This window comes from Empedobacter sp. UBA7620 (assembly GCF_002484185.1).
Taxonomy (GTDB): Bacteria; Bacteroidota; Bacteroidia; order Flavobacteriales; family Weeksellaceae; genus Empedobacter; species Empedobacter falsenii_C.
In genome coordinates this window covers 21,844-29,693 of sequence record NZ_DLJI01000035.1, presented here as the reverse complement: position 1 = coordinate 29,693, position 7,850 = coordinate 21,844, and the positions used below count along the sequence as shown (strand labels likewise).

General features: G+C 31.4%; 6 protein-coding genes. 2 read left to right on the top strand and 4 right to left on the bottom strand.

The window, feature by feature from the left end:
• Positions 1-61: 61 nt before the first annotated feature.
• From purB to B2217_RS08500, 3 genes are all read right to left on the bottom strand, one after another.
• The gene (gene purB, locus B2217_RS08510) at positions 62-1,489 is read right to left on the bottom strand and encodes an adenylosuccinate lyase (RefSeq protein ID WP_180906288.1); all 1,428 of its coding nucleotides are present in this window, start codon (positions 1,487-1,489) and stop codon (positions 62-64) included.
• A 21-nt stretch (positions 1,490-1,510) separates the two neighbouring features.
• Positions 1,511-2,365, bottom strand: a complete 855-nt coding sequence (locus tag B2217_RS08505; protein ID WP_038333597.1) for a fructosamine kinase family protein — start codon at positions 2,363-2,365, stop codon at positions 1,511-1,513.
• Positions 2,366-2,478: 113 nt separating this feature from the next.
• A complete protein-coding gene (locus B2217_RS08500) occupies positions 2,479-3,711 on the bottom strand; it encodes an adenylosuccinate synthase (protein WP_291122319.1) in 1,233 nt (410 codons plus the stop codon).
• Positions 3,712-3,940: 229 nt separating this feature from the next.
• On the opposite strand from B2217_RS08500, the gene B2217_RS08495 reads away from it, so the two are divergent.
• A complete protein-coding gene (locus tag B2217_RS08495) occupies positions 3,941-4,630 on the top strand; it encodes a DsbA family oxidoreductase (protein WP_180906289.1) in 690 nt (229 codons plus the stop codon).
• A gap of 56 nt (positions 4,631-4,686) precedes the next feature.
• On the opposite strand, the gene B2217_RS08490 is transcribed toward B2217_RS08495, so the two are convergent.
• A complete protein-coding gene (locus tag B2217_RS08490; RefSeq protein WP_180906290.1) occupies positions 4,687-5,292 on the bottom strand; it encodes an N-acetylmuramoyl-L-alanine amidase family protein in 606 nt (201 codons plus the stop codon).
• 125 nt (positions 5,293-5,417) lie between these two features.
• Between B2217_RS08490 and B2217_RS08485 the strand changes: the two genes are divergently transcribed.
• Positions 5,418-7,814, top strand: a complete 2,397-nt coding sequence (locus B2217_RS08485) for an outer membrane beta-barrel family protein (RefSeq protein ID WP_180906291.1) — start codon at positions 5,418-5,420, stop codon at positions 7,812-7,814.
• Positions 7,815-7,850: the final 36 nt, after the last annotated feature.

Genomic DNA, 7,850 nt, shown 5'->3' with positions numbered 1-7,850 from the left:
GACTTCCAATATTGGAAGTCTTTTTTCTTGTCTCATGTGTACTTGTTAATTCTAAGCGGGATTACACTTTAAGGTCAGTATGTGCGCCTAAAAGTGTTTTATTTTCTTCGATAATTGGATCAACTAAATCATTTAAGAATTCTTCTGTTTGTTCAGAAGCAAATCCTGTAAAGTTTTTCGGATCTAATAATTCGACTAATTTTTCTTTATCAATTTTTACATTATCATCAGCAATAATACGCTCAATCAAATCATTTGATTTACCTTCCATTTTCACTTGTTTTGCAGCTTCCATAGAATGTGTACGGATAATTTCGTGTAATTCTTGACGATCACCACCATTTTTAACACCTTCCATAATAATATATTCGGTTGCCATAAATGGTAATTCTTCCGCGATATGCTTTTCGATTATTTTAGGATAAACGACTAAACCATCTAAAATATTGTTCCAAATGATTAAAATTGCATCAATCGCTAAGAAAGCTTGAGGAACTGCTAAACGTTTATTAGCTGAATCATCTAACGTTCTTTCGAACCATTGAGTTGATGCAACCATTGCAGGAGAAGTAGCTAAAGACATTACGTACTTCGCTAAAGAAGCGATGCGCTCAGAACGCATTGGGTTACGTTTATATGCCATTGCAGAAGATCCAATTTGATTTTTCTCAAAAGGTTCTTCAATCTCTTTTAAATTCTGTAATAAACGTAAATCGTTTGTAAATTTATGTGCAGATTGTGCAATGTTTGATAATAATTCTAATGCTTGTGCATCAATTTTACGATCGTAAGTTTGTCCAGATACTGCAAAAACATTTTTAAATCCAAAACGTTCAGATAATTTTTTGTCTAATGTTTTTACTTTTTGGTAATCTCCATCAAATAATTCTTTGAAAGAAGCTGCTGTACCAGTTGTTCCTTTTACTCCACGAAAACGTAAAGTATCTATTCTGAATTCTAATTCTTCTAAATCTAATAAAACAGATTGTAACCAAAGTGTTGCACGTTTACCTACAGTTGTTAATTGTGCTGGTTGAAAATGTGTAAATCCTAAAGTTGGTAAATCTTTGTATTGACGTGCAAATTTTGCTAAACCATCAATTACATTGATTAATTGTCCTTTGATGTGTTGGAAACCATCACGAATTTGAATTAAATCTGTATTATCACCAACAAAAGCCGAAGTAGCACCTAAGTGAATAATCGCTTTTGCAGATGGAGCAACATCTCCGTACGTGTGAACGTGAGCCATTACATCGTGACGAAATTTCTTTTCGTAAGCCGCAGCAACATCATAATCAATATTAGTTGCGTTATCTTTTAACTCTTGAATTTGTTCGTCTGTAATATCTAATCCAAGTTCCTTTTCAATTTCTGCTAAAGCAATCCAAAGCTGTCTCCATGTTGTAAATTTTTTCTCAGGAGAAAAGATATATAGCATTTCGTCGCTACAATATCTCGATTCTAAAGGATTTTGATACTTGTTCATTGTATTTGTTTGTTTTGTTTTTTAAAATTTTTTCAAAATGGTTTGCACATCTTTCACATAATAACCTTCGAAAAGATAAGCGTGTATCAGCAATGGAAATAATTGTGCAATCGGTAAACGCTCTTCAAAATTTGGTGCTAAAGGATTATTTTCGTGATAAGCATCAAAAAATACATCATCAAATCCTCCAAAAAGCTTTGCAATAGCCAAATCCATTTCGCGATGACCATAATAAATTGCAGGATCTATAACCGAGAATTCACCTTTTTTGTTGGCTAAAATATTTCCATTCCAAAAATCTCCATGCAATAAAGCTGGCTTTTCTTCTGGAAATATCGAATTCAATTGTTTACATAAATTCTCTGCAGATTTTATTTGTTTTGAATTGATTAATTGTTTGTTTTGCAGTAGTTTCATCATTGGCATGATGCGATTTTTTGCATAAAATTCGCTCCAAGAATCCGTTAAACTATTCGGTTGAACGACAATTGCAATGTAATTATCTTCTGACCAACCAAATTGTTTACTTGTATTTTGATGAAGTTTTGCTAAATTTTTTCCTAAGTTTTCCCAATTTACAACAGTTGGAGTAGAGGTTTCCATCCATTCTAATAATAAATATTGAAAATCTTTTCCAGCTTCACCAACATTTACCACTTTCGGAACCGAAAATGTTTTGGTCTTTTTGATGGCTTCTAAAGCACGTGCTTCTTTCTTGAAAAGATGAGGAAAGTTGTTTGCGGAATTTACCTTTAAAAAATATTTTTTATCAAACGATTCTAATCGAAAAGCATCATTAATATCACCACCTTTTATTGGGACGATAGAATCTATACCTAAATTCAATTGTTTTAATCGTTCTAAAATTTCATTCATAAAAATATCTCATAAAGTTATAGCCCAACATAAGTCAGGCTATACTATTTAATTTATTAAAATAAAGTTGTTCTAATAATGTTTTGAGAACGCTCTGGTCCAACCGAAACTAATTAAACTTCGATTCCTAAGTATTTCTCAATGTAGTGGATGTAGTCTTGCGCTGTTTGCGGTAACTCATCAAAAGATTTTACGTTCGTAATATCTTCTTTCCATCCTGGTAATTCGTCGTATTGTGCTTCGTAATCAGCTAATTTAGTTGTAGAAGAAGTGAAATAATCAATGATTTTTCCGTCTTCCGTTTTGTAACCTGTACAAACTTTTACTGTATCAATATTCGACATTACATCTAATTTAGTGATTACTAAATGTGTAATTCCGTTAATCATACAAGCGTGTTTCAATGCTACTAAATCTAACCAACCTGTGCGGCGTGGACGACCTGTTGATGCTCCGAATTCGTGACCAACTTGACGAATTTGTTCTCCCAATTCGTTGTCCAATTCTGTTGGGAAAGGACCGTTACCAACGCGTGTACAATATGCTTTCGAGACTCCAATCAAATTTTTCAATTTTGTAGGAGGAACTCCAGCACCAACACAAACTCCACCAGTTGTTGGAGAAGACGATGTAACGAATGGATATGTACCAAAATCGATGTCTAACATTAATGCCTGCGCACCTTCGAATAATACATTTTTACCTTCGTCAATCGCATGATTGATTTCTAATTCAGAATCCATGATACGTTCTTTCAAACGCTCTCCGTAAGCTAAATATTTTTCGTAAATATCTTCGAATTTTAATGGCTCTTTATTGAATAATTTTTCGAATAAAGCATTTTTAACCACCAAATTTTCTTTGATTTTTTCTGCTAAAACCTCAGGATTTAATAAATCAATTGCACGAATACCAACACGAGCTACTTTATCCTCATAACAAGGACCAATTCCGCGTTTTGTTGTACCAATTTGACTATCTTTTCCTGCAAATTCTTCACGATATTCGTCTAACAAAATGTGATAAGGCATAATGATATGCGCTCTTCTCGAGATAAAAACGTGATCTGTAGAATAACCTTTTGCTTCTAATTGTTCAGTTTCTGCAAAAAAAGCTTCAGGATTTACTACGACACCATTCGCAATAATACATTTTCCTTTGCATTGTAAAACTCCAGAAGGTAATAAGTGTAAGACAAATTTATCATCGCCTACATATACCGTATGACCAGCGTTGTTACCACCTTGGTAGCGTACAACATAATCTGATTTTTCGGCTAATACATCTGTAATTTTTCCTTTTCCCTCGTCACCCCATTGAAGACCGACTACTACGTGTGTTGACATATTGTTTGTTCGTTATTTGTTTTGGAATAAAAATGAAACTAATCATCTTATCTTGGTTCACTGCAAAGGTAATTTAAACCTTGTCTTAAACAAATTTAAAACTCAATTTAGCACGATTATTTTTCAAGATTTTGTTAATAATTTTTCAAGATTAAATTAACCGAAAAATAACCGAATCCATTCAAATAAAAAGCGTATTTTTACAAACTTTTACACCAAAAATTTCCATATGAAAATTGAAATCTGGTCGGATGTAATGTGTCCGTTCTGTTACATCGGAAAAAAACATTTTGAACAAGCTTTAACGCAAATTCCTTATCAAGATAAAATACAGGTTGAATGGAAAAGTTTTCAGTTAAATCCTGATTTATCTAAAACTGAAATTACTTCTGTGAATGATTATTTGATCGAATCAAAAGGAATTTCGGAAGAACAAGTTTCGGCAATGAATAATCAATTGGCTGAAATGGGAAAAGCTGTTGGAATTGATTTTCAACAACAAAATTCTAAAGTTGTCAATACAGGAGATGCACATCGATTGATTCATTTTGCGCAAGCGAATGGAAAAGGTTCAGAAGCAGAAGAAAGACTTTTTAAAGCATATTTTACAGAAGGTAAAAATGTGGCTGATTATGATGTTTTGGCTGAATTGGCTGAAGAAATTGGTTTGAACAAAACCGAAGTTCTTGAAATGCTAAATTCTGATGCAAACGTTTTTGAAGTTGCTTCGGATATTTTAGATGCACGTAATATTGGTGTTTCTGGCGTTCCGTTTTTTGTAATTGACCGTAAATATGCACTTTCTGGTGCTCAACCTGTCGAGTATTTCGTTTCTGCTTTGACACAGGCTTACGAAAAAGATCATTTGGATCAACCTCAAAATGTTGCTTCTTGTGATGTTGACGGAAATTGTGATTAAAACAATTTGCAAATAAATATAAAAAAGGACTTCAATTTGAAGTCCTTTTTTTCGTATTATATTGATTGATAATTCTCTAAAAATTGTACAATTTTTTCTGCTAATTGATTTTTATGATAAGCACTTTTCAAAGTTTCGGCATCAGTAGGATTACTTGCGAAGCCTAATTCGATTAGAAAAGTCGGCTTTTTAGAATCTCTTAATATTTTAAAATTAGCTTTCTTCAAGCCTCTGTTTTCAATGGAATTGATACTAACTAATTGTGCTAATTCAGCCCCTATTTTTTCTGTATTTGCATCTGTATTATCTTTATTGATAAAAACTTCAGCTCCTTTTAGTTCCTTATTTGAAGCACTATTCAAATGCAAAGAGATAACTAATTCAGGATCCAATTTATGCATTTTATCAACACGAGATTGTAAATCAAGAAAATCATTCCCATCTCTCGTTAAAATAACATTGATATTTTTCTTTTTAGCTAATTGTTGAATTTTTTGAGCCAATTCTAAAGAATATTCACTTTCTACAATATTTCCATTATTTGAACCATTATCAAAACCGCCATGTCCAGCATCTATGACAAAGGTTTTAGCAGTTTGTGCAAACATGGTAGATGTTGCGAATAAACTTGCAATAGCAAATAGATATAGTTTCTTTTTCATAATAGTCGTAATAATTTAATTAATATAAACATAATCAATTATTTATAAAAAACTACATTTTTAGCCTAAAAAAGATGTAACATTTTAGCGATTCAAGCGTCTATAAGGTATAAAAATTAACACAAATGAAATTTTACGCATCCATTCTAACGCTTTTTTTACTCCAGAATTTTTTATCTGCTCAATATTCTATAAAAGGTAAAATTGTCAACCAAGAAAATCAACCTGTCGAATTTTTAGATGTTTCTATCATTCAAAATGATTCGATTATAGATTTTATTACAACAAATACAGATGGAAAGTTTCTTCTTAAAACTCCAAAAGGAGAAGTAGAATTATTGATAGAAGAAATAGGAAAAGTTGTAGAACAACGAAAAATAACTGTATACAATGATTTGGATGTAGGAAATATAGTGATAACAAGTCAACAATTAGGTTTGAAGGAAGTTTTGGTGCAAGGAAAAGCGAAGACGTATGAACGATTAGTTGACCGTTTGGTTTTTAATGTAGAAAATTCCATTGCGGCAACAGGTGGAGACGCTTTAGATGCTTTGAAAAATACACCTTCTGTCAAAATTAAAGATGATCAAATTTCTATTGTTGGAAAAAGTACGGTGAATGTTTTGGTAAATGATAGAATTGTTCAGATGAGTGGAAACGATTTAACAAATTATCTCAAAAGTATTCCATCTGCAAATATCAAAAAGATTGAAGTGATAACAAATCCTCCTGCAAAATATGAAGCTGAGGGAAATAGTGGATTAATCAATATTGTATTAAAAGAAGCAAAGCAAAATGCGTGGAGTACAACGTTGAGAAGTTCGTATACCCAAGGTGTTTATGGAATTCTGAATGATGGAATTAATTTTTCATACTCCAAAGATAAATTTTCTGCGTTGGTTGATTTATCGCATTATACAGGAAATAATATCTACACCAATGATATGAATTATGATTACCCAACTGAACATTGGAATCAAAAGGTAAGAAATAAAAATATGTATAGAGGTTTATCTGGTTTGACAACTTTAAGTTATAAGATAAATGACAAAAATACAGTTGGAATTCAGTTTAATGGAGGTCATAATTACAATGGAGGAAAAGAAAGAACAAGAACAATTAGTAATCAAAATGGGCAGATTATCAAAGATTTTTCTACCAATTCTCGTACAGGAGGAGATGGAGATAACTATAATTTGAACTTAAATTTTACTCACAAGTTTGATACAATTGGAAAGAAATTTTCTGTTGATTTAGATTATATGTCGAATACTGGGGCAAATGAAAATGATTTTATTTCGGATATGTATTTCAAGAAAGAGCGCAAAACAATTTTAGCAAATAATCTAAATGATAAGGATATTCAGAATATTTCGGGGAAAATTGATTTTTATTTTCCATACAAAAAAGGAACGTGGGAATTTGGTTCAAAAGTAAGTTCTACAGAATCTGATTATAAATTGAATTCAGTTTTTACAGATATCAATACTAACGAGAATTTGATGACACAAAATGATCATTTTAATTATACCGAAAATGTAGAAAGTTTGTATTTATCTTATCAACGAAAATTATCAGATAAATGGTCAACTAAAATTGGACTTAGAGGAGAATTTATGCAATCTAAAGCCAATTCGATTACCACGAATACTATTACGGAGAAAGAATATTTCAAATTGTTCCCAACATTTTATATTCAATATCAGCCAACAGAAGATCATTCCTTCAATTTTAATTTTGGACGAAGAATTCAACGACCAGCTTTTTGGGAATTAAATCCAAATAAATGGTACAGTAATCCTATTTCTTACACAGAAGGAAATCCTTTTATGCAGCCAGCTTTTGTGTATAATTTCGAATTAAGTTATGGATTCAAAGATTATTTACAAGCAAAAGTTTATTATCAAAATATACAAGATGGTTTTGGTCAAATTGCTTTTCATCAAGAACAAGAATTGGATGGAGAATTGACGCAAACACAAATATTTAAGCGACTAAATTATTATAAAATGTCTAATTACGGAATTAGTTTATCATCAACTTTAAAACCTTATAAATGGTGGGAATCTAATCTTGAATTTAATTTTGGATTTAATAAATCAATCAATGAAATTGATGTATTAGATAAAGAATATACAGGAAATGGAGCTAATTTTTCGGTTTATAATAACCTGAATTTAAATACTAAAAAAACGTTTACGGCTCAAGCTAATTATACGTTTACACCAAAAGGAAAAAACAGAGAATTTAATTATAGTTCAAGTTCTTCGTTAGATATAGGTTTTAAATATTTGGCGATGGATAAGAAATTAACGTTGTCGTTGATGGCGTATGATATTTTCAAAACAGATCTTTCAACATTATCGACAAATGTGCAAAATATTCCGCAATCGTTTAGACAATATTATGATTCGCAATCGATACGTTTTTCGGTTTCATATAAATTTGGTAATTCAAAAATCAATGTGAGTAAACGTCAAACGTCTAATGCAGAAGAAGCAAATAGAAGTGGAGGAAAATAGAGAAAAAACAAAAAATCTCAGAGCAAAATGCTCTGA

Coding starts and splice junctions, on each gene's coding strand:
- purB (WP_180906288.1), bottom strand. CDS start 1,489: ATGAACAAGTATCAAAATCCTTTAGAATCGAGATATTGTAGCGACGAA.
- B2217_RS08505 (WP_038333597.1), bottom strand. CDS start 2,365: ATGAATGAAATTTTAGAACGATTAAAACAATTGAATTTAGGTATAGAT.
- B2217_RS08500 (WP_291122319.1), bottom strand. CDS start 3,711: ATGTCAACACACGTAGTAGTCGGTCTTCAATGGGGTGACGAGGGAAAA.
- B2217_RS08495 (WP_180906289.1), top strand. CDS start 3,941: ATGAAAATTGAAATCTGGTCGGATGTAATGTGTCCGTTCTGTTACATC.
- B2217_RS08490 (WP_180906290.1), bottom strand. CDS start 5,292: ATGAAAAAGAAACTATATCTATTTGCTATTGCAAGTTTATTCGCAACA.
- B2217_RS08485 (WP_180906291.1), top strand. CDS start 5,418: ATGAAATTTTACGCATCCATTCTAACGCTTTTTTTACTCCAGAATTTT.